This is a genomic window from Paenibacillus sp. SEL1, from assembly GCF_054602535.1.
In genome coordinates this window covers 4,775,743-4,797,121 of the sequence record NZ_CM137723.1, presented here as the reverse complement: position 1 = coordinate 4,797,121, position 21,379 = coordinate 4,775,743, and the positions used below count along the sequence as shown (strand labels likewise).

20 protein-coding genes are annotated in these 21,379 nt (G+C 45.2%); 2 read left to right on the top strand and 18 right to left on the bottom strand.

The window, feature by feature from the left end; all coding sequences use genetic code 11:
* Positions 1 to 65: 65 nt before the first annotated feature.
* Positions 66 to 1,226 (bottom strand): trans-sulfuration enzyme family protein, encoded by a 1,161-nt coding sequence (locus ACYCSE_RS22070; protein WP_348622343.1) that lies wholly within the window; start codon positions 1,224 to 1,226, stop codon positions 66 to 68.
* A 235-nt stretch (positions 1,227 to 1,461) separates the two neighbouring features.
* Here ACYCSE_RS22070 and ACYCSE_RS22065 point away from each other — a divergent pair, with 235 nt between their 5' ends.
* Entirely contained in the window at positions 1,462 to 1,812 is a 351-nt protein-coding gene (locus ACYCSE_RS22065; RefSeq protein ID WP_459699920.1) for a hypothetical protein, read from the top strand.
* A 45-nt stretch (positions 1,813 to 1,857) separates the two neighbouring features.
* Here ACYCSE_RS22065 and ACYCSE_RS22060 read toward each other — a convergent pair whose 3' ends face one another.
* From ACYCSE_RS22060 to ACYCSE_RS21985, 16 genes are all read right to left on the bottom strand, one after another.
* Positions 1,858 to 2,538: a YetF domain-containing protein gene (locus ACYCSE_RS22060; RefSeq protein ID WP_061831675.1), complete on the bottom strand. Its 681-nt coding sequence runs from the start codon at positions 2,536 to 2,538 to the stop codon at positions 1,858 to 1,860.
* A 289-nt stretch (positions 2,539 to 2,827) separates the two neighbouring features.
* A complete protein-coding gene (locus ACYCSE_RS22055; RefSeq protein WP_013310304.1) occupies positions 2,828 to 3,094 on the bottom strand; it encodes a metal-sensitive transcriptional regulator in 267 nt (88 codons plus the stop codon).
* Positions 3,095 to 3,170: 76 nt separating this feature from the next.
* Positions 3,171 to 3,686 carry a DsrE/DsrF/DrsH-like family protein gene (locus ACYCSE_RS22050; protein WP_459699918.1) on the bottom strand — a complete coding sequence of 172 codons (516 nt, stop codon included), beginning with the start codon at positions 3,684 to 3,686 and terminating at the stop codon, positions 3,171 to 3,173.
* Positions 3,683 to 4,273 (bottom strand): sulfurtransferase TusA family protein, encoded by a 591-nt coding sequence (locus tag ACYCSE_RS22045; RefSeq protein ID WP_459699916.1) that lies wholly within the window; start codon positions 4,271 to 4,273, stop codon positions 3,683 to 3,685. Before ACYCSE_RS22045 ends, ACYCSE_RS22050 begins: the two co-directional genes overlap by 4 nt.
* A gap of 212 nt (positions 4,274 to 4,485) precedes the next feature.
* A complete protein-coding gene (locus ACYCSE_RS22040; protein WP_235309900.1) occupies positions 4,486 to 5,013 on the bottom strand; it encodes a TetR/AcrR family transcriptional regulator in 528 nt (175 codons plus the stop codon).
* Between the two features lie 150 nt (positions 5,014 to 5,163).
* The gene (locus ACYCSE_RS22035; RefSeq protein ID WP_459699913.1) at positions 5,164 to 5,859 is read right to left on the bottom strand and encodes a DUF4309 domain-containing protein; all 696 of its coding nucleotides are present in this window, start codon (positions 5,857 to 5,859) and stop codon (positions 5,164 to 5,166) included.
* Between the two features lie 120 nt (positions 5,860 to 5,979).
* Positions 5,980 to 6,606, bottom strand: a complete 627-nt coding sequence (locus ACYCSE_RS22030; protein WP_459699911.1) for an HXXEE domain-containing protein — start codon at positions 6,604 to 6,606, stop codon at positions 5,980 to 5,982.
* An 18-nt stretch (positions 6,607 to 6,624) separates the two neighbouring features.
* A complete protein-coding gene (locus ACYCSE_RS22025) occupies positions 6,625 to 7,215 on the bottom strand; it encodes a TetR/AcrR family transcriptional regulator (protein WP_068939440.1) in 591 nt (196 codons plus the stop codon).
* A 229-nt stretch (positions 7,216 to 7,444) separates the two neighbouring features.
* A complete protein-coding gene (locus ACYCSE_RS22020) occupies positions 7,445 to 8,677 on the bottom strand; it encodes an aminopeptidase (RefSeq protein WP_459699909.1) in 1,233 nt (410 codons plus the stop codon).
* Between the two features lie 47 nt (positions 8,678 to 8,724).
* Positions 8,725 to 10,314, bottom strand: coding sequence for an acyl-CoA synthetase (locus ACYCSE_RS22015; RefSeq protein WP_459699908.1), 1,590 nt, complete (start codon positions 10,312 to 10,314; stop codon positions 8,725 to 8,727).
* Between the two features lie 366 nt (positions 10,315 to 10,680).
* The gene (locus ACYCSE_RS22010; protein WP_459699906.1) at positions 10,681 to 11,784 is read right to left on the bottom strand and encodes a DNA alkylation repair protein; all 1,104 of its coding nucleotides are present in this window, start codon (positions 11,782 to 11,784) and stop codon (positions 10,681 to 10,683) included.
* Between the two features lie 112 nt (positions 11,785 to 11,896).
* Complete coding sequence (locus tag ACYCSE_RS22005) at positions 11,897 to 13,924, bottom strand: S9 family peptidase (RefSeq protein WP_459699904.1); 2,028 nt, start codon at positions 13,922 to 13,924, stop codon at positions 11,897 to 11,899.
* 216 nt (positions 13,925 to 14,140) lie between these two features.
* Positions 14,141 to 15,259 (bottom strand): LLM class flavin-dependent oxidoreductase, encoded by a 1,119-nt coding sequence (locus tag ACYCSE_RS22000; RefSeq protein ID WP_250261401.1) that lies wholly within the window; start codon positions 15,257 to 15,259, stop codon positions 14,141 to 14,143.
* 56 nt (positions 15,260 to 15,315) lie between these two features.
* Positions 15,316 to 15,864 (bottom strand): GNAT family N-acetyltransferase, encoded by a 549-nt coding sequence (locus ACYCSE_RS21995; RefSeq protein WP_023988541.1) that lies wholly within the window; start codon positions 15,862 to 15,864, stop codon positions 15,316 to 15,318.
* Between the two features lie 288 nt (positions 15,865 to 16,152).
* Entirely contained in the window at positions 16,153 to 16,656 is a 504-nt protein-coding gene (locus tag ACYCSE_RS21990) for a ferritin (protein ID WP_013310291.1), read from the bottom strand.
* A gap of 134 nt (positions 16,657 to 16,790) precedes the next feature.
* Positions 16,791 to 19,739 (bottom strand): glycoside hydrolase family 48 protein, encoded by a 2,949-nt coding sequence (locus ACYCSE_RS21985; RefSeq protein ID WP_459702558.1) that lies wholly within the window; start codon positions 19,737 to 19,739, stop codon positions 16,791 to 16,793.
* Positions 19,740 to 20,055: 316 nt separating this feature from the next.
* Between ACYCSE_RS21985 and ACYCSE_RS21980 the strand changes: the two genes are divergently transcribed.
* Positions 20,056 to 20,424 carry a DUF423 domain-containing protein gene (locus ACYCSE_RS21980; protein ID WP_061831662.1) on the top strand — a complete coding sequence of 123 codons (369 nt, stop codon included), beginning with the start codon at positions 20,056 to 20,058 and terminating at the stop codon, positions 20,422 to 20,424.
* A 91-nt stretch (positions 20,425 to 20,515) separates the two neighbouring features.
* Here the strand turns inward: ACYCSE_RS21980 and ACYCSE_RS21975 are convergent, their stop codons facing one another.
* Positions 20,516 to 21,370, bottom strand: coding sequence for a sugar phosphate isomerase/epimerase family protein (locus tag ACYCSE_RS21975; RefSeq protein ID WP_061831661.1), 855 nt, complete (start codon positions 21,368 to 21,370; stop codon positions 20,516 to 20,518).
* Positions 21,371 to 21,379 lie beyond the last annotated feature (9 nt).

Here is a 21,379-nt window from a genome sequence, read left to right as displayed (position 1 = left end):
CAGCTCTTTATGTATTGTACGAGCTGCTGCTTTAGCTTTTATGATAAAAATCCTAAAATGTTCGTTTAGCTTAAAGCTGTAGCTAAATCCTGTATCAAAAGTTCAGCAGGCTCATGCCCTACAGCCAAGCGGATAAGCGATTCAGGCATGTGTTGTTTTTTTAGACTCTGCTTATTGAAGCCGTAGTTTGGTGAGATCACCTGACTCTCCATGGACCCCCAAGATACACCGATCCGGATCAGTCGCAGTTTATTGATCACTCTACATATATCCTCATAAGTCGAATCCTTTAGTTCAAAACTGAATAATCCGGCATAGCCTTTGAGCTGTCTACATGCCAGCTCATGTTGTGGATGAGAAGGGAGTCCGGGATGATTCACTTTGGAAATGGCCGGATGATCTGATAGAAAACGAGCAACCAACAAAGCGTTTCTCTGATGGGCTTCCATTCGGAGCGGGAGTGTTCTTAGCCCCCGAATGAGTAGCCAGGCTTCAAAAGGGCCCAACGAGCCGCCAATCAACTCATACTCTTCAGCATACATACGGTTTATTATCTCTTTAGAAGCGATCACTGCCCCTGCAATTAAATCATTATGACCACCCAAGTACTTGGATGCGGAATGAACAACGATATCTACGCCCCATTCCAATGGTTTTTGGAAAAGGGGTGTAGCCCATGAATTATCTATGATTGTGCGTATTCCCTTCGCTTTGGAAAGCGAAGTTACCTCCTGAATATTTACCATATCGAATGTGAATGAGGTAGGAGACTCCATAAGAATAGCACGGGTCTGCGGTTTGATGGCACTAGCGACTGCTTCTGTAGAAGTCGAATGTACGATTGTATAGTCTATATGGAACCTCTTTAAATATTGGGCTAGGCTGACGGAGGTTTCATATATGTGTCCGACCAAAATCAGATGGTCCCCTGCGGACAAGCTACACATTAGAGCGGCGCTGATAGCAGCCATTCCGGAAGCAAAGCACTTGCAGTCCGCCCCACCTTCCAGCGCAGCAATCATTTGCTCTGCAATCTGAACGGTAGGATTAGTTCCCCTCGAATAGACATAATGCTCCTTTTCATTATTAGCTGCTTCAGCATAATCTTCGTAAGTATCAAAGAAAAATGGAGCAGTCTCATAAATAGGAGGAGCAGCAGCCTTAGCAAAATACCCTAGTTCGCCCTCAAATCGGAGACAGATAAGCTGATCATCCGAGAAACTCAAACCTGATCACCACTTTCTGAAAAATTTCAAACCCATATGTGGTAGTCTCCTCAATCCGGAACTCAAATATTCTATAATGTAAACTCCTCTAGACCCTGTGGTGGTTGATTGCGAAATTCGGAGAATTATGAGGCTTCCAAATGTCTTTCACTAAAGTACCCAATTCATAAAATAACGAATTTTTTTAGGTTGCAGGGCAAAGATATGCTTTATCAAAAAAAGAGGGAGCTCACATGTGTTAACACGTTGGATTAGAAATGTTCTGAAACCTGGAAAAAGGTACCCACAGGATATCGAAAAATCCAAACAGCAAGCCTCTTCAGAACCTATAAATCCGTCATTATCCCATACTCTCTCCTTGCTTAAATTAAAACTTGGGCAAAGCTCTGACTTTATTATTCGTGATTTTTCCGAAAGTCCTACCCATGCTGGCCAATTTGCCGTTTGTTATATTGAAGGACTGATTGACCAAAACTTGCTTTCCGATTTAATGGAGGGCTTGATTACAGAGATGGCCTCCACAGCTTCTTTGAAGCTTGAAAGAATTACTGCTGCTTCATTATTAGAAAGAACAATACCGAGCTAAAAAAACAGCCCGATTCGTAATTCAGCCTCTTTTATTGTGCTTTTTCTATTTCATCGGCACGATGTGAAGTGTTCCATCCTCGCTAAACTCTGCATAGGCAATCTCATCGATACTATCATATCCCTGCTCTCGCACTTTTGCTTTAATCTCTTCAATATCGATTGACTTCCCACGCATAGATTCGTTCAGGAATTTTCCTTTATCAATGACTGTAACAGAAAAAAGATCAGGCTGTGCATCTATTCCCATATCCTGAGCGGCGGGTGGCTCGTATTCGGGTTTGCGCATGACTGACAATGAACCGTTCGTCTCTAACGTGGCATACCAGACCTCACGTAGAGAAAAAATATTTTGCTGGCGCAGCATGGAGAGCAACTGTGTGAATTCTATATCATATTTTTCAAGCATCTCTTGATTGACCTGGCCCTTATCCACGAGCAGCACTGTTCGACCTTCTGCCATATAGCCAAATTTCACAAAACGGGTCGTCGCCTTTTCAAAAAAGTAGGCCAGCGCGCACCATAGTGCCAAAGCAAACAATAGCTGCCCAATGGTTACCTTATCGTCATATAACGTATTTCCCACAATTTCGCTTAACACCAATGATGTTAGGAAATCGAGTGGTGTTAACTGACTGAGTGTTTTCCGACCTGTAATAAAAGTGATGATCCACAAGCCAAAAAAGCTGATGGTCAATTTGACACCAATCGTAACAAATACCTCCATAAGTATGCCTCCCGGAAGAAGTTGTTTTCCTTATGTGTTATTTACACCTGTCTACCTCAGCATAAACAGAGGCTTATTCCTAAAATTGTTCGATTAAAAAAGCCCGCTACCAACTAGAGGCAGCGAACTTACTAATTACGGCTATTATATAATCTTAATCTTTCAGATGTTTATCAAAAAACTCTTAACCACGTCCAATATATGTGGCTGGTTAAAGGAAATATGCCAGCTCCCGTAATTTTGTGCATAGTGACATCATTGCCCGCTAGCTTGGACTCTGGAGTCAGGATTATCTACTTTTCACAAGAAGCTGAATCGCTTCTTTAACCAGCTTATCCGTGTCTCCTCCAGCCTCTTGCTCTTCCAATATACATCGTTGCAGATTCTCTGCTACAATTTGGGCAATCGCTTTATCTGATGCGTTACGTACGGCAGATAACTGGCTAACGACGTCTTTGCACGATTTTCCTTCATCCATTAAACGAAGTACCCCACGCACCTGTCCCTCAATCCTCCTCAGGCGCGTTTTCAGTTCATCACTGTAATTGTAATCCATAAGTAATGCACTCCTTTTTTGACTTACCATATACACGTATAGGTATATTATAAACCAAAAAAATAAATAGGATACCCTAAATAAATAGATTCACCTTGCCCTGCGAAGCATCCCCCAAGTAGGCGGCTACCCCAGCATATTCCAAACCGTCGATTAGCTCTTCTTGCTGCAGCCCTAACAAATCCATGGTCATGGTACAGGCGACGAGCTTGATCCCCTGCTCTCGTGCCAACTCTATAAGCTGCGGCAAGGAAAGCGCATTGTGCTTTTTCATGACATGCTTGATCATCTGTGGACCAAGTCCGGCAAAATTCATTTTGGATAGTGCAAGCTTTTTGGGTCCACGAGGCATGATCCAGCCAAAGGCTTTTTCGAGCATTCCCTTATTGGTGCTCACGATTTCATCCTTGCGTAACGTATTTAGTCCCCAAAAAGTAAAAAAAATAGTTACTTCATGATCATATGCTGCCGCTCCATTCGCAATAATGAATGCAGCAATCGCCTTATCCAGCTCCCCGCTGAATAATACAATCGTTGTTTTGGGCTGAGCATGTTCTTGATTATTTACATAAATTCCTGCTGTCGTATTCATATGGATTCGCTTCCCTTAGTCTCTCCAGCCCATTCGGATATGCCTGAAAGCACAGATTTGACGTTTTTAGCACCTTTGTCTACTAATAACTGACAAGCCATTTCACTGCGTGCTCCAGCTTGGCAGATCACTACGATTTCTTCTTCCAAGTTCAGTTCAGAGAGCCTGTTCTCCAGTTCGCCAAGAGGGATGTGCTTAGATCCAGGGATATGTTTAAGCGCAAATTCAGCGGGTTCACGAACATCAAGCAAAATGAAGTTCTCTTTTCCAGAACATTTTGCTTGTAGCTCTTCATGGCTTATCGTAGAAGAAAATATTTGCTCCTTCTTCACTTCAGCCGGATTTGCTTTGCGTAAATAATGTCGCATTACATCTCCTTCTTGGAGAGTGCCCAAATATTGATGTCCGGTGTTTTTGGCCCAGCTCTGAAAATCGGCTAATGAACCTTTGTCAGTCGCCTGGACCTCCATAATCTTTCCGGGAACGAGCTCATTCATAGCCTTTTTTGTTCTTACTATAGGCATAGGACATGCTAGCCCTTTGCAATCAAGAATATGATCTGCTTGGATATTGTTAGTTGATGACATTGTAGTACCTCCGTCTGTTTTTTGAGGGGGCTTAGCTTAGTTAAATCCCTCTATACATATACCCCTATGGGTATTAGGATAACGAGACTCGCTTCTCTTGTCAACTTATTTGGCCATTTTTTCTCAGAAGCAAACGAAATCATGTCTTGAACAAAATAAAATTAAAAGCAAAAAAGCCGCGCAAAAACGCGACTCTAATGTATAAACCCAAATTAATCGTCTTTTTTCATCAGTTCTGGCAGATCCAGCGACATCGAAATATTGCACAGCATACCTCTGGCAAGAAAAAGCATCGTTCTTTCCATTGCTTGTTCAATACCTGCCCGTCGGAAAGCATCATAAACCGTCGTATGAATTTCACGGAATCCTTGCTGCATCACGCTTACGACCTCATCCTCGCGGATCGTCTGCGCCTGCATTTGCAAAAGTGTTTCATTGCGGTATTCCATCATCATTTGCGAATAGGCTACAATTAGCTCTTGCTCGAGCTGTTCAGATGAGGCCGAATGAATGACGCTGTGAAAAGATTCTATGATACGTGCAAATGAAACCTTCAAGGCTTCAACAAGCAACGCTTCCTTGGTAGCGAAAAAACGAAAGACATAGGGCTGAGAAATATTGGCCCGTTCCGCAACTTTGGCTGTTGTAGCTCGGTAGTAGCCCATTTCTGCAAACACTTCAATAGCAGCAGATATGATTTCCTTTTGGCGATTTATAGAGGTTGACGTAGCTTTAGCCATGTTTTTTTCATCCCTTTATTTAGCACAGTTTTCCGATTAGTGATTAATCAATTACAAATTAGTATAAACGACATAACCTAAAAATGCAATGAGTTTGAACAAAGTCGCCTCCGCAATTCTGACGGAAACGACTCTGTTATATACATCCAATTATGGTGTTTTAGAGTTAAAATATATACGGATATAATTGATCTTTTTCGTTTTGGTTTGATAGGAAAATACTAAATAATAACTAAGTCCTGATGTGTTATTGATCGTATAATTAGCTTCTGCTGTGTCAGGTATGTCTCTAGAGGTGTCAACGGTTTCCGTAGGTTTGCCCAATTCGTCAACAACTTGTTTGATAAGCAACTTCTTATAGTCTGGATCGGAAGATGTAATTTCTGTAACTTTATCACTTCCATCCAGCATGATGTCTGTATGATACTTAGCATAGCTTCTCATAGGACCTGTAGAACCTGACTCGGATTTCCCCCACAGTTCAAATAACAAATCGCTACTAGTTCCCAAGCCAAGACCTTTAGGCAAATTCGGTAAGGTCCCCTGCTTGGCTGCGCTGAGTATAGCAGCTGCGAAGCTGTGTTTACCGTGAGATGAAGCTGTACTACTGGCAGGTTCTTGATGGGTAGAGGTTGAGCCTTGCCCATTAGTATTGAGATCCGTGTTTTGATCTGTAGAACTAGCAGGTGGTGTGACTGTTTCTGCTTTAGTAGGAGCAGTTGATTTTTCCTCCCCGCTATTGCTGCATCCTGTCATCACAGCAAAACCTATAGCCAATAAAGCACTGGTGGTGATTAGCTTGTAAGCCAACTTTTTACGATCATAAGATTGATGTGTATGCTTCATTATAAGATCACTCTTTCCTTGTTCTTGGGTACAAACCAAGTGTAACCGAACCTCATTTCCGGAATACCTCTACTTGTTTCCAACTTGTAAACAAGGACATTGATGATTTTCTAACATACCCTATTTACGACCATAAGCTCCCAGCTGTTGTTTAGAAAAGGAGTAAGGAGAGTCACTCTTCTTCAACCATATATTCCCTTTAATGATGAAGATGTATACAGCAAAAACAAAGTAGATCGTACCCGCAATCCAGTCTACTGCCGTTGGGATGTCTCGCTGTACTATTTCATGAATATACCAGATTCCGACTGGAACATGCAGGAGAAGTGCCGTAAATAAGCCAGGATTATATAAGGTTTTTGCTTTAATATTGACAATGATGCCGTGCCAAACGACCTGAAAGAATCCCATAAAAACTGGGGCGAGTCCAAGCCAGATTACTTGCGGAAACCATACGGGAAGCAGATAAAACACATAGGCAATTGCCACATTGATAATCATCGCTGATTGAGTGTTTAAAGGGTAATGATCCGGTGTGTCACTTTTAAACATAACATTGTTAAATAAACCAGCAAAATATCCAGGCCAGCGGTACTCCTCAAATTGATGAAACAATATAGCCACAAAACTCAACCATAACATGCCTGTTATATCCGAAAGGATAGCTGGATTCATAAGTAAAACAATACATACAACCACACCGATTATAGCCCCTGCATCTTGCCAATATTTTCTCAAAAGGTTCATATTAGTCACCCCTATGATTTATTTTTGATCGAAATATCTTTCGAACAGCAGATTTAATTGTTCCTCTACTGAAGGTATTTCCACAACTGCCCCTGATTCAAGAATTGGACTCATCAGTGCAGGCAGAAAAATAGCTCCAAATATTTGCAGCATCATCGCTAACAAGCGCTCCGGCTGTTGCTCACCTGTCAGCTCCTTGATCGTGCTCTGAACCTTTGGAAATCCCATTATGTTTAAAAACCTTCCGTATTCCTGTTGAGATGTAAAGGGCGTGCTGCCCATGGCAATAATTCGCGAAAGAAGCTCTGGATATTGACGAATGACCTGCAGATAGTTAAGTAAAAATTGTTTCAGTCTATCTTGGGGGGGCATCGCTGTATTGTCCAAAATAGAAAAGGTGTGCTGAAAGCCATTTAATATCACTTCAATAGCTTCACTGAGCAGATTTTCCTTAGAGCCAAAATAATAATTAACTAAAGAAATATTAGTAGCAGACAGGTCGGCAATTTTCCGGATTGTAACCGCCTCAAAACCTTCCTTTTGAATAAATTCCAGCGTAGCGTCTAAGATTTTTTCTTTGGTTTGTTGTTTTTTGTCTGGGTGATTCATGTGTTTCCTCCTCCTGTTTCGTCCAATCATAACGGATGAATGAAATGGGACGATTTTATGTAAATGACTTTTCAAACAATAATTAAAACGTTGTTTAAATTACTGTTTGAACTTAGTTTAGCACTTTAGATTTCACAAAACAAGGAGCAATTTGAGATTTAGGGAATAGAAAAACCCGCATAACGAATGAGATCGTTTGCGGGTCGATTGAATGGCGATTAAAAAAGGCCTAAATAGCCCAATTTCCTTTGCGGAACACGGCTTCTTTGCTTCCGTCTTGCAATTCGCCGTCAATATCCAGCTCAGCTGAGCCGATCATGAAGTCCACATGAGTCAGGCTGACATTGGCACCCTTCTGGAGCAGCTCCTCCCGGTTCATTTGTGTGCCATTTTCCATATTAAATGGATACGCACTGCCTAGAGCCAAGTGGCAGGAGGCATTTTCGTCGATACCTGTATTGTAAAAAATGCGATTGAGATTGGAAATCGGTGAATCGTGCGGCACCAGTGCAACTTCTCCCAAATAGCTGGCCCCTTCATCCGTAGCGAGCAAATGAGTCAGATGCTGCTCGCCGGATTCTGCTGTATATTCAGTGACTTTACCGTCCTTAAAGGTAAACGTTATGCGATCCACCAGTTGTCCATTTAAATTGAGTGGCATTGTACTTGTGACATGACCATTGACACCTGTACGCTTAGGCATCGTGAACACTTCTTCTGTCGGCATATTCGCGACAAAATAATCTCCGTGCTCGTTCTCACCACCACCGCTACGCCAAATATGACCGTCAGCCAGTTCAATTCTCAAATCCGTTCCTGGTGCACGATAATGGAGGCTTTTATACTTTTTATGATTCAGCTTGTCTTGTACCTGTTCAAGGTTTTTCAAATGTTTCTGCCAATTCTGAATAGGATCAGAGCCATCTACACGATTCATTTGGAAGATTGTATCCCACATGACACGTATACGATCCTCTTCTGCTACATCTGCAAATACTTTATCGGCCCAAGCCTTCGTCGGCGCTTTAATCAAACACCAGCTAATTTTATGATTTCGGGTATATTTGGAAAAACCTTCTCTCGCCGTAGCTGCCGCCTTAGTCGCACGAGATACCTTTTGTGGATCAATGCCTTGATATAAATCCGGGTTCGGCACTTTAATCGTTAGTGTGGCTCCACCCTCTTCGGCAAATTTCTCCATCATTTCTGCCTTCCAAGCAGGATAGTAATCAAAGCTGGCTTCGTCACCATGTTCAAAACGACTACGTGTGATGGAATCATCCTCGAACTCTACCTGTACATATTTAGCGCCTGCTTCATAGGCTTTGCTGACAATCAGGCGTGTAAACTCAACAGTTTCCAGTGGTGCAGTTACCAAAAACACCTGTCCGGGCTGAATGTTAACCCCTACTCTTACGACCAGTTCTGCGTATTGCTCCAACAATGATTCAAATGTACTCATTTTTCCACGCTCCTGTTCCGTTTTGATTATATTGAATGATTTCATCACTACAGTACGGATTGCTTCTCCAGTTCACGCAGCTCCACTCTTCGTATTTTGCCCGAGCTAGTTTTAGGAAGCTCTTGAATAAACTCTATTTTTCGTGGATATTTATAAGGCGCCGTCCATGTTTTCACATGATGTTGCAGTTCCTTCACTAACGCCGGTGATCCTTCTACCCCAGCTTTGAGTACGACAAAAGCCTTTACAACATGTCCACGGATTTCGTCAGGGCTGGCTACGGCAGCACATTCCTGCACGGAGTCATGCTTCATAAGCGCTTCTTCTACTTCAAAAGGACCAATAGTATAGCCAGAACTGATAATGATATCATCCCCACGTCCTTCGAACCAGAAATATCCATCCTCATCTTTGCGAGCTCGGTCTCCCGTAACAAAATAATCTCCGTGGACACTAGCTAATTTGCGTTCTGGATCATGGTAATACGTATGGAATAATGCCGGCAGATCAGCGCGTACCGCAATATCGCCCACTTGCCCCGGAGCCAGCGGAATGCCATCCTCGTCTACGACCTCAACGAGTCCCGGTGCAATAGATTTGCCCATCGAGCCTGTGCGCAGAGGTGCATCCTTTAAATTACCAATAATTAATGTGCTCTCTGTTTGACCGTAGCCGTCACGAATCGTAATGTTGAACTGCTCCTGAAACTTATTAATGACCTCCTGATTGAGAGGCTCTCCCGCAGAAACTGCGCTGCGCAATTGGGATAGATCATATTGATCCAAACCATCCGTTTTCGCCATAATCCGGTATTCTGTCGGCGTACAGCACAACACTTGGATTCCGTACTGCTGCATGAACTGCAAATAGCGACCCGGACGAAACGGACCATTATATACGAATCCGGTCGCTCCATTCCCCAGTACAGATAAAAACGGGCTCCAAATCCACTTTTGCCATCCTGGTGCAGCTGTAGCCCATACTACGTCTGAAGCTCGAATATCCAACCATGGTGATGTTATCCGCAGATGGGCATATCCCCAGCCATGGCTATGTACAACACCTTTAGGATTTCCCGTGGTGCCCGAAGTATAGGCCAGAATGGCCATGTCGTCACGGTGTGTCTTTACAGCTTCAAAAGTATCTCCCTGTCCATCCATCAGTTCATTCAGCACGAGCCAGCCAGATACATCTGCCGTGTCGTCCCCGGAGACCACGATACGATAATCCAGAGCAGGCAAATCATCATTTATTTTGTCCACTTCGCTTGTTACTCCCGTCCAGGCAATGACTGCACGCGCTTCCGAATGGCGAAGACGATATGCAATATCCTTGGCACGTAGCATTTCTGAAGATGGAATGACAGCAAGCCCCAGCTTCAAGCAGGCCAGATAAATTACATACGCAATAATACGCCGTGGTACTACGACCAGAACCCTGTCACCTTTGTTAAATCCCAGATTTGCCAGTCCTCCAGCCAGCCGGTTAGCCTTTTTCAACAGCTCTCCGTAGGTGATTTCTTCGTATTCTCCTGTCTCACTCAGCCACTTGAGTGCAGTTTTACTAGCATCATGGTGTTCCATTTCCGAAGTCATATTGTAATATTCAGGCGCAAGCCATTGTTGTTGATCTGTCAAATTATACCTTCCCCTTTATACATAAGATGAGATCCACTTTCTTACTGTAGTATAACACGTCTTAGTACCAGGTTCTAATACCAGGATCATTTTTTTGGAAAAAAATAAATTTGGTAAAGCGAACGACAAAAATAAAGAGCCTGATTTCAGGCTCTCAGAGTGTCGAGAAAGTCCAGAGGACTTTTCGACACTTCTATTTTTATATGGGGAGACGCATCTTTTAAAACAAAAATCGATTTAAAACGATCTGAGGACCCTAGTTTTTAGACCACTAAGAAAGTTTTAATCCCCCTGCAAAAAAACAGGGGGTTTCTCGACAGCCTGAGAGCCTGATTTCAGGCTCTTTTTCTTCACCACTATCGTGATCTACAACTGGAGTTCTACCATTGTAAAAGCTGCTTCCTGCCCGTTTACGAGCAGCGCAATCCGATGCTCTCCCGCATAATGGCGACGAGTTGTCAGGTCTGCAAAACGGTGTGTCCGTGTACCTGTAAGACGCGTTCCTCCGGGGACCGTTTTGTCAGATAGCAAAAACAGTTTACGTGAGACTTGTCCTCTCGCCTTCACAAAATCGATGCCGTACTCGATACGGACTCGTACTGGGTCACCTTCTCGAAGCTGAAGCGCGTAGCTCAACTCACAGTTATCACCGAGCCTTAGCAAGGCAGGGTCTGTGCTGAAAGAGGCTTCCGTGACTAACGGCGCCCCGTCTGTTTCATCCGCATAGCCAAACATTGCCATCACTTCGGGGATGGATTTGCGAATTAGGGTCCGACAGCCATGACGCACAATCCAGTCGGTGTCAGGATGTATCCCTTTCCACCGTTGAGCCGTAGCAATGACCACATCAGGATGATCCTTGGCGATATCGTTCAGGTTGTTGGCTACACTTTTACGTACATATAGTGAAGGATCCGCCTTCAGTAATTCCAATACGGCCAATACTGGAGCAGGATCACGCTTAAACACAGGCAATGCTTGTCCCCATGGTAGCCGTGGACGGCAGCCTTCGCTGGCAAGACGGCGAACGTGTTCACTTTGGTGTCCCGCCCAGGTCGTCATCTGCTGCATCATCCGTTCCGGTTCACGCAGGAGGAAGGGTCTCACAGCAAACTCCGCAGAGGATTTAGATGTGAAGCGCTCCAGTGCCTTCATGGACAGGTCCCAATGCTCTTCTCCCTGCCCATACACCTCCACAAAATCGGGGAAAAACAAATACGGAAAACCACTGCAATGCTCGTCTATAGCAAAAAGAATATCCAGAGCTTCTTCATAATTGCTGGGCAAAAATACCCCTAATGTAAACGAAATACGCCGTATTCGTTCTTTTAGCTCCAGCTCATCCCATTTTTCATCCCTCACTTGATGGATGAATCCGTTGGTATCGAACGGCATGTACGCAGACTGTACTTTTTCACCGAATAGTTGAAGAAAATTCTCCGTGTACATATTTTTTAAGGGCTCGGCCATTATATATCTCCTTTTGAATGAGGTTGAGAGAATTGTAGCAAGGCATACTAAAAATGCCAAGTCCTATGATTAGGACCTGACATTTTTACATTAATACAAGAAATCGATTTACTTATAATTCGTGTTGGACAAACCAATTGGTAATAAGTTGCAGTCGTTCCACGCGAAGCTGCGGGTGCCCTTTTCGTGAAAGCTCGTGACTTGAAGCTGGAAAACGGACAAATTGCGTAGGTTTCCCCAAGCGACGCAATGCTGTAAACAGCTGTTCTCCCTGCTCTATAGGGCATCGCAGATCCTGCTCACCGTGCAATATGAGCAGCGGTGTGTTGATTTGCTGCACATAAGCCAGCGGAGATTGCCTCCACAAGAGCTCGCAATCGTCCCACGGATTCCCGCCGACTTCATCTTCAGTAAACGAGTATCCTATGTCGCTCACTCCATACATGGACAGCCAGTTAGATATGGATCGCTGGGTCACAGCTGCACGGAAACGATCGGTATGGCCGACAATCCAGTTTGTCATAAAGCCACCATAGCTTCCTCCTGTTACACCCAACCTTTCTGGATGAATGAATGGAAATTGACGTATAGCCTCGTCCACTGCGCTCAGCAGATCGGTGTAATCGCGTCCGCCGTAATCTCCAAGGACGACATTGGTAAAAGACTGTCCGTACCCTCGGCTTCCTCCCGGATTCGTGTAGATGACTGTATATCCCTGAGCGGCCAGCAACTGAAATTCATGAAAAAAAGAATTGGAATACATGGCATGAGGACCACCGTGAATCTCCAAAATAGCAGGATAAGATACCCCCTCCTTAAACCCAGCAGGCTTCATCACCCATCCCTGCACCCGTCGTCCATCCTCAACCTCAGTCCAGAAGCTCTCAGGCACACTGATCTCAATCTCATCAAGCAGAGAATCATTCACTCGTGTCAGCCGTTCCTCAGTTCCTGAATGAATCGCAATCCGGAACAAATCACCTGGTAAAGCTACATCGGTGGAAGCGGCAATGATATGCTGCTCATCCGAAGTAAGCTCGAATTGGTAAATTTCCCGTTCTCCCTGGGTTAAAATTTTAAAAGTTCCATCAAGCGCAAACTGATATACGTGTACATTGCCTTCAAAGGTTACCAGCGTATACAGGGATTGACCGTCCGCACTAAAGCGTGGTGGTCCTACATGAAGATGTGAACGCATGTCGCTCATACCCGCGTTACCGAGGTGAGCGTCAAGCGTCTCACTAACGCATACTGCCGTCCCCCCACTGGAAGGAACCGTGTACAGTCGGGTCTGTGTAGCGTCTTTGGCATGTCGATCATGACCGTAAAAGGCAATCGTTGAACCGTCGGGAGAATAAGCAGCACTCTCGATGTGCAGTTCAGAATGGGTCAGCTTAAGCGGTGCTGCTGCATCACCATTTGAAGTCGCAGGAGCTATCGTAAACAAATCATTCTGCTTACGTAAATCCGTATCCTCTTTCGAATGCTCTGCTATTCTGGCGACGAATAAAATACGTTGACCATCCGGTGACCACACAGGCTCCGCCACATCATAAGCGCCGGAAGTCAGTTGAACTGTGTACCCCGAAGTCACATCAGTTACATACAAGTGATCACGAGTATCATCCCACAGTCCATATCCGTCGGATTTAGCTTTCGTTCGATTAACGACTCGTCCCTTAAGTTGTGCCTCCTGAGTTCCTCCATCGGATGTAGGGCTTGACGGGTTCTCGGCCGTTTTAGCTACAAACGATATGCAGGTCCCATCAGGAGACCAGGCTAATGAACGAACGTCGTTCTCTACGTGTGTAAGCTGTCGTGCCTCCCCACCGCGTTTCGGAATAATCCATACCTGGCGCTTGCCGTCTGTTGTACGGAGAAAAGCTAGTTGTGTTCCATCTGGTGACCAGACAGGCGTTTCATCTTTGGGTCCATATGTAAAGGGTACTGCGCTAGCGCCTTCAGACGATAATAGCCAAATTCCTGAGTTATAATCTGTCCGCTCTTTATTAATATGCTGCTCTACGTAAGCGATTTCACTGCTGAGAGGATGAATAGCTGGATCGCTAACCCAGTGAAGTCGATATAAATCCTCTGCTGTTATACAGCGCTTGGTCGTACTAGATTGTGGGTCGCTCAAAAAAATTCCTCCTTTATATCATTAGATTCCACATCTTTAAATTTTAATTAATCCGATTAATTTTATGAGATTTAAATAAATATACAATTACGTTACTCTTTTTATGTATCTCTGTCAATTTGTCTAAAACTAAAAAGCCCCTCTCTCAGTCGCTATCGACCCGAAAACACCGCTACTTCGGTTGCTTTCATGAGAGAGGGTAACGTTATTCATCAATCAGAACTGAAAAATAGGAGAAATGGAGGGAGCACCTTTAGGAATAGCAGCCAGTGATCCATTTTCTTTGTGTAGGTTCGGCACCTGCTGCCAAATAGTGCTGGGAATCTCTCGCCGCAGCACAGGGATGATATCCTCGGCAAACCGATGCAACTGTTCAATTTGCTCCTGCTCTTCCAGCCCGTCCACGCTTATGCTAAGTACCTGATGGCCGAACGCAGTATAATAGTTTCGTATTTTTTCAAGAACGCTGTCCGCAGAACCAATCAGAACTGGACCGTTGCGGATATTGTCCTCCAAACTTGTAAACGGGGATTGATTATGCTGAGCCGCCGCCGTCGAGTGGTAAGCATCATAATACGGGCGATAGCGTCTGATCGCTTCCTCGTCTGTATCCGCCAGATACAAACTCCCGGCTCCGGCACCAATTACGGCCCGAGCAGGATCATGACCGTAATAAGCGAGCCGTTCACGGTAATGATCAATTAGCGTTTTATACTTGGCCTGAGGATGGAAAGAATTTGAGGAAAATAACGGCTCTCCATATTGTGCAGCCAGCTCCGTCGATAATGTACTGGAGGCACTTCCATGCCATATCGGAATTTGCTTTTGATACGGGCGTGGCTGTGTCGTGACCTGATACAGCGGGGACCGATAGCTGCCCTCCCACGTAACCTCTTCCTCGCTCCATAGCCGTTTGAGCAAACGATAGCGTTCTGCTAGCGACTCCCACTGCTCTTCCTCCGTAATTCCAAACAACGGATAATGGCGTGGATCATTGCCTTTTCCGATAATCAGTTCTAATCTTCCACCCGATAAATGATCCAGTGTCGCGTAATCCTCAGCTACGCGTACCGGGTCAAGAATACTAAGCACCGTTACCATCGTCAGCAGACGAATCCGTTCAGTTCTCGCTGCTATAGCGGTCAGAACGAGTGGAGGTGAAGACGACAAAAAAGGCGCACCATGCCGCTCCCCCACACCATACGCATCAAAACCAAGCTCCTCTGCGAGCACAGCCTGCTTTATTACATTTTGGAATTTTTGCTGCGAACTCCAGGCTTCTCCGGTAATCGCATTAGGCAGATTAGCCATTAGGCTGAATAATACAAACTTCATAAGCTCCTGCCCCCCTTCTGCGAACGAATCGGCTTCTTCGTTCCCTATGATCGCGTCTAATTTCGATTGGCTGTCTCGGCTTCATTTTTTTCACGAATGTAGGTGGAGAATAATTCAGGATTCACCACTTTACGCAGTAAATGCATCGTCCCGTCCCCTGTTCCATGGTCAAAAGCATGGATACGTTCATATCCCCAACGCTCGTACATGGATAGCAAATAGGGATGCTTTTCCGCAGTCGCCAGTGTCACAGCAGGAGCACCGACCTTGTCACGAATAATCGTTTGCTCTACCCAATTCAGCAGTTTTTTCCCATATCCTTTGCCCTGGGCAGCCGGGTCTACAGCAAACCACATCACAAACGGTAGATCGGTTATAAAATTAAGGGCTCTATTTTTGAGATGGCTAACGGTAGCCTGAATAACACCGTCTACTTCCAGCACATAGCAATCATTATTTTTAATGTTTTCTTGAATGAGAGCAACGTCTGCCTGAGCGGCAGGCCATCGAAGCTCCAACTGCCGAATTGTTTCATACGCCTCATACGTCACATACTGCAATCTTTCTGCGTCCTCCTGGAGTGCCAGACGATAGATTTCACTCATACTAACCCGCCTCCTTCTAATGTTTTTATAAAACGAGTGAACCACTATATAACTATTCCCATCTATTTAATAAGATATAAAAGTTAACATAACTGTAGCATGCTCACCATTCAGCGACAAATTAATTTTTTCTATAACTCCATTTAAAATAACAATAGCCCCTAGAAAGATGGGAATTCGTTCATTAAAGTCAACGCAAAAAAGCCCGAAAATCGGGCTCCTCTACTTTCTAGACGAATAAAATGCTGGTCTTAGCTCCGGCATTCAAAACAAACCATGTATGCTGTACTACTCCGCAGGGGCAGTAAAGCTGCGTTTGGCAAACTCGCTGTCCAGCATATAAAAGGCGTTGCTGTCTCTTTCAATGCGCTTAAGCTTCTGGATAACACTGTCGAACAGAGCTTCCTCTTCGACTTGCTCATCAATAAACCATTTCAGGAAATGGATCGTTGCATGCTCACGTCCATCGAGGGCCAAGTCAGCCAGATGATAAAATTTTTGCGTGTTTTGCTGCTCATGCTTGTAGCCATGCTCAAATACGTCCAGCATGGAATCGTAGCTATTTTTCGGCTCCGGCAATGCAGCCAAAGTGGCGCGTCCTCTACGGTCATTAATGTATTTATACAGTTTCATGGCATGAAACCGTTCCTCCTCAGCTTGTACCAGGAAGAAGTTTGCAAACCCATCCAGACTTTCACTGGAGCAATAAGCAGCCATCGCCAGATATACGTGAGCGGAGTAAAATTCAAAGTTCATTTGCTCATTCAGAGCCTGTGCCAAATTGTCATTCATGTCTCAGGTCACCTCGGTCATGTATGTAGTGATGTAACGATCATAGTGTACCACGAATCCGATCACAAAAAAATGGACGGAAGTGAATTCAGTGCTCTCACGTTCCGCCCGCATTTTCCACAATCAGTTCACAATCAAGGCTCCAGACCCCAGACACGTTTGTCGTTTATATACAAAGGTGCTTTGTCCCAATCCATATAAGATGTCTTGGTTGGATCATAGGAAAAATCATCACTTTCGTTATAGTTACTCCAGTCCGTCTTGTTCATGCGAATTTGAATATCTCCTGTATTTTCCCCTGCTGCCAGACTTCCCGCACCAGCTCCAAAGGAGATTTCCAGATAATAATCTGCGCCTGTAACGGCCTTATCCAGTTTCACAAAACGTCCCTGAACGTTACTACTGCCCAACTGTACATAGTCACAATGGAATTCCTGTGGCTTGTCGCCATCTACGGTGTAGTAGTATCGCAGCTTGACATTTTTCAGATCAACTGCCTCTTTACCCTTGTTTACTACACGGAACAGTGGCCGAATCTGGTTATCTCCCGGGTTGGTGTCGCCCACGCGATATTGTGCAATCACATCTCCCGTTGCTGGAATGGGTGCTGCCGTAGGCTTGGCACTGACCTCGGCAGAATCTGGGCTGGTTCCTAAAGAATTTGTTGCATTTGCCACATAATAATAAGTGGTTTCATTCACCACTCCTGTATCCTTGTAAGTGCTGTCTGTTACGGTTGCTACTGTGGTATAAGGGCCACCACTGGTTGTCGAGCGCTTGACCGTATAGCTATCGGCACCCGTCGCTTTGCTCCAGGTCAGTGTAACCTGAGCGTCCCCTGCATTTGCCTTCACATTTGCCGGAGCTTTGGGAGCTGTCGGCTCGGTTGGTCCACTACCGTTAATGAGACGGTCATACTCGGCATAAGCCGTTGCCATATCCACTTGGGACCAGAAACGATGATACGTAAATTCTGGAGCACCTTTATCCCATTTTTTGGTCTGATTGTTCCAAGAAGTCGTGTATTTATCTTTGAGATAAGACCATTGCGGATCTTTAGTGATATTAGGCCGGATGTCACTATAGCTGGAATACGTACCATTGCCGCCTTTGGACGGATCAGAAGCCGTAGCGTCGGTGCCAGGGATCGTGTTGCCTTGTCCAGTCTTACCACTCCAGCCGCTCGGAATATACACTTCTTTCGTGAAATAGCGATAATAATCCTCGCGCGCTTCCTTCGTTGTAATGCCTATACCATCGTTATAACCCCATGCAGCATCAAGCAAAGCTTTAGACAGATCCTTAGCTTCCTTGCCTAACTCGGAATAGTCTCCTTTTTCAGCTTTCGTTCCAGCAGCAAAAAAAGTAAGTGCTTTAACATAGCTGCCCAGCACTCCGGCATCCTGCCCTGGATTCTTTGTTATCACATGGAGATTGGTATTCCCTTTATGATTGGCAAATCCGCTCCAGGTTTCAGGCTTTCCGCTCCATTCCAGATTGCTCGGCAGCCAGAATTCCCCTTTAGCTGCTGTAGTAGCCACTTTCGGATTCTTGCCATCCAGAATACGCTTACCTTGAGCGTCCAAATAGTATCCCTGTGCATCAGTCACAGGCCGTTCGTTGGCAAATACATAGCTCTTGGACCACGCTATCCAGTTTTCCGTCACTTGTTTAGCCATTTTAAACTGCTCGGACGAAGTATCCCCTTTCTTGGCTAAAATGTAGTACAGCTCGGCAACCCGCTCGACAGGCCAAGCCTGCATCCCGAACCAGTTGTTCGACGGTGGATCGTTATATACAGGAGCCCCTGTATAAGCCATGCCATAAAAGGTACTTGTGCCAGATGGATAAGCCTTGTAGGCACCATCCCAGCTATTCGTCGCTCCGCCTGCAATGGCCCCCTCATCGGATTGCAGCCAAGTATAAAACTCCAGTTGGCGCTTCAGCGAGGTTGCCCAGTCCTGTCCCGCCGTTGGTGAATTCGGTATTAATCCACCATCTTGATCGGACAACGCATACGCCGCGACGACATTTTGGTAGCCCTGATGCGCATGGCTGGAACCAATTCGCCAAGCCCAGTTGCCGCTTTGGCCAAGTCCGCCGCCCCAAGCCGTATACCATGCCATCAGGTAAAGACTGGCATCCTTCCCCGTACCAGCAATAGGACTTCCATTGGAAGCGCTTCCGCTTTTCTGGAAGTATTTATCGTACATGCCGTACCGCAAAAAGTCTCCCATCTTTTTGGCTTTATCCAAATATACGGAGTTGTCATATCCCAATTCCTTAGCCCAGTACATCGCTTGAACTGCCCGTGCATCCGCATCAGTGGCATTCGTGTAGCGCCATTGCTGTGCCGGGGCATTATTTTCCTTGGTGAACAAGCTCATAAAGCCTTCATTAGGCTTGCCAAACTTATGATTATCTTGTGATGGATGCGGTACAGCCTCCCATACTGATTCCTGTTCCCCACGCTGGAAGGTGTTTACATAGGCAGCTGTATGCGACGGATTCAGAAGATTGCCGAAGCCGTACCAATTATCCACATCCAACAACCAGTGCATCAGATAAGTCTGGTTGTTGCCATAGGTTGCCTTCAGCTCAGAGTCCAGTGGATCCTTGCCAGCACCATACTGACCACTCAGACGGCTTGGGTACTGATCCGGCTGCGAATATTCTGCGGCATAAGTGGCGGGGCTGTTCGGATTATAGTTACTCATTGTCGGTTGCTCTTCCTTACCGTCCCCTTCATTAACAGGAATGATATATTTCTCCATGTTGTCCCATGCGGATTCCAAATGCCCCCAATCCCCGGTATAATGACCATACAGCACTTCCAGCCACATCCAGTAGCTGTACGCTTCCGAAGTCGTTAAGTGTCCGTAATCCGGAGCCTCGCTCATGAGCGTTTCAACGGAATGATAAGGGATGCCTTCTTTTGAAAAGTATCCGCTAGCCGGATCCTTTAGCTGTTTATATAGTTGTAGAAAACGTGTCGATTCCGGTGTTGCGGCTGATGCACGGTCGGGTCCTGCCTGAAATAAGCCCAAGGTTAACGGAAGTACCAAAATGGCTGACATGACCATAGAGACAGATTTTCTGAACACGGATTTTCTGCTGATCACTTTTGCATTCATCCTCTCCATTATCAATTTTGGCTTTACACAAGATTTTATTCCGAAAAACGACAGCACAAAAAGACAGCATCATCACCTCACTTTCCCGTAAAAAAGGTGGAGGACACGCTGTCTATTGCTCCAAATGCTTCGCATTGGCCCTGGAAAAAATATATCATACTAGGCGCCAAATGAGAGTCGAAAAATTCTATAAGTTTAGAGATTCACAAGGAAAATTGACGAAATCGATTGGAATCGGTACTATTTCACAGGGAGGCGTTAAAACATGAAAATTTTGCTATTGCTTGGTTGTATCGTGATGTTTTTAGCCGTAGCTCTGGGAGCGTTCGGCGCGCATGCATTGAAAAAAAGACTTTCCGCAGACATGCTCAGCATATTCCAGACAGGAATTCAATATCAAATCGCTCATGGACTGGGTTTGCTACTGCTTGGAGTTCTTGCTGACAGCCTTGTCCATTCTTCTCTCATCGTAACCGCAGGTTGGGTTATGCTGGTGGGTATTCTCCTGTTTTCCGGCAGTCTGTATGCCCTTAGTATATCCGGTGTGAGAAAGCTTGGAGCAATCACTCCCCTTGGCGGGTTGGCTTTTTTGGCAAGCTGGGTCATTGTAATCGTGGCGGTTGTGCAAGGTTAAAGAAGGATAAAGGAACGGAGACTTGGAAAAGGAGGCGCTTCCAAGTCTCTCAATTATTAACGAAGCATTCCTGATTATATGAAAGAATGCACTATCTCGTCTGCACTTGTTGCGCTTTCTGAGCGGCTATCCGATGACCTTCGATATAACGTCTGGATTCAGCCATCTCATGCTCCTGAGCAGCTTCCATAATAATATGAACCCCCGGCTTGTACTGCTCCAGTAGTTCCATGTAGAGGCCATAGTTCATGTCTCCAAAACCCGGCGGCACCGTCTCAATTTCACCTGACGATGACAACCGCCGGTCTTTGGCATGCGCTGCGATAATCCGGGGGCCCAGCAGTTGGAAAGCTTCGCGGATGATCTCATCCTGTTGCGCCAGATTTTCCGTTTTCAGCAAATTACCCGGATCAATCACAACACCGATGTGTGAAGAAGGTACTTCCTCCAGAAAGGTAGCCAACTCTACGGCGGTTCCGACCAAGTGATCGTTTGCAGCTTCCAATCCTACGAATACGCCCCACTTCTCCGCTTCATCTGCTAATTCACGCACTACTTCCCTTACAACTCTCCAGTCACGTTCCGTATAGGCAGTACCGTCCTCATTACGTCCGACTTCAGCTGCAACCATTGGTGCTCCTAACAGACCCGCATATCGGATCAGCTCTTTGAAGCGCTCTACATTTTCACGCAGCAATTCCTCATCCTGTATAAAAAAATGTAAATAGCACCCGAGCACCGATATGGATACACCATGCTTACGAAATTCTTCTGCGATAGACAGTGCCAATCCCGGATTGAACTTACCCGGTTTATTAAAATCTACATCACTGATCGCTCTCCACGGAGCCAGCTGAACATGAGTAAAGCCCGCTGCGCCTACCTTTGCAGCCAATTCACGATAAGGCAACTTGCCAAACAAATGTGCCAATACACCTACTGTCACTAAAAATCA

Bases quoted from the DNA above. Each gene is read 5' to 3' on its own strand.
- ACYCSE_RS22040 (WP_235309900.1), bottom strand. From the start codon at position 5,013: ATGGCTAAAGCTACGTCAACCTCTATAAATCGCCAAAAGGAAATCATA.
- ACYCSE_RS21995 (WP_023988541.1), bottom strand. From the start codon at position 15,864: ATGAGTGAAATCTATCGTCTGGCACTCCAGGAGGACGCAGAAAGATTG.
- ACYCSE_RS22035 (WP_459699913.1), bottom strand. From the start codon at position 5,859: ATGAAGCATACACATCAATCTTATGATCGTAAAAAGTTGGCTTACAAG.
- ACYCSE_RS21990 (WP_013310291.1), bottom strand. From the start codon at position 16,656: ATGAATGACAATTTGGCACAGGCTCTGAATGAGCAAATGAACTTTGAA.
- ACYCSE_RS22010 (WP_459699906.1), bottom strand. From the start codon at position 11,784: ATGGCCGAGCCCTTAAAAAATATGTACACGGAGAATTTTCTTCAACTA.
- ACYCSE_RS22055 (WP_013310304.1), bottom strand. From the start codon at position 3,094: ATGGATTACAATTACAGTGATGAACTGAAAACGCGCCTGAGGAGGATT.
- ACYCSE_RS22050 (WP_459699918.1), bottom strand. From the start codon at position 3,686: ATGAATACGACAGCAGGAATTTATGTAAATAATCAAGAACATGCTCAG.
- ACYCSE_RS22000 (WP_250261401.1), bottom strand. From the start codon at position 15,259: ATGAAGTTTGTATTATTCAGCCTAATGGCTAATCTGCCTAATGCGATT.
- ACYCSE_RS22020 (WP_459699909.1), bottom strand. From the start codon at position 8,677: ATGAGTACATTTGAATCATTGTTGGAGCAATACGCAGAACTGGTCGTA.
- ACYCSE_RS22030 (WP_459699911.1), bottom strand. From the start codon at position 6,606: ATGAACCTTTTGAGAAAATATTGGCAAGATGCAGGGGCTATAATCGGT.
- ACYCSE_RS22025 (WP_068939440.1), bottom strand. From the start codon at position 7,215: ATGAATCACCCAGACAAAAAACAACAAACCAAAGAAAAAATCTTAGAC.
- ACYCSE_RS21980 (WP_061831662.1), top strand. From the start codon at position 20,056: ATGAAAATTTTGCTATTGCTTGGTTGTATCGTGATGTTTTTAGCCGTA.
- ACYCSE_RS22060 (WP_061831675.1), bottom strand. From the start codon at position 2,538: ATGGAGGTATTTGTTACGATTGGTGTCAAATTGACCATCAGCTTTTTT.
- ACYCSE_RS21985 (WP_459702558.1), bottom strand. From the start codon at position 19,739: ATGGTCATGTCAGCCATTTTGGTACTTCCGTTAACCTTGGGCTTATTT.
- ACYCSE_RS22045 (WP_459699916.1), bottom strand. From the start codon at position 4,273: ATGTCATCAACTAACAATATCCAAGCAGATCATATTCTTGATTGCAAA.